Source organism: Pseudoalteromonas sp. S3178 (genome assembly GCF_005886985.1).
Lineage (GTDB): Bacteria > Pseudomonadota > Gammaproteobacteria > Enterobacterales > Alteromonadaceae > Pseudoalteromonas > Pseudoalteromonas carrageenovora.
The window spans coordinates 1-392 of the sequence record NZ_PNCW01000158.1 but is presented as its reverse complement, the minus strand read 5'-3'; the positions used below and the strand labels follow the sequence as shown (position 1 = coordinate 392).

1 protein-coding gene is annotated in these 392 nt (G+C 40.6%); it reads right to left on the bottom strand.

The features are described 5' to 3' along the window. Positions 1–9 precede the first annotated feature (9 nt). Positions 10–392: hypothetical protein (locus tag CWC11_RS20435; protein WP_138684151.1), on the bottom strand; the 383-nt coding region annotated here is incomplete at its 5' end.

The window sequence follows — 392 nt, the reverse complement described above, 5'->3', positions numbered from 1 at the left end:
CTATATAACCTACCCATCCACCTTTCGCTCCTTGAACTTGCATCTAAACTCGACCTCTACATCAACAGGCTTCCAATGCTCTTCAAATTTTACTGTCAAGTAGACCCATACGGCTGTAATATGCTGCTCTTCATAATGTAAGCTTATCTTTATCGAATCGTGTGAAAAACTACTACCGCGATAAACCTTTACGGTTCCCTGAGATTGAATTAGTTCCTTTAGTATATGATACAAGACACTTTTGAACTTTGTACGACGAATTTTGAGGTTCGCCATCCTCTGGCTTTTTCCAATTATCCTGTCGGCTATTATCTCCGCCTCAGTTTGATCTTCCGCTTCAGACTGCCATTTTTCACATAATGAATCTATTTCACCCCACAATCCTTCATCCG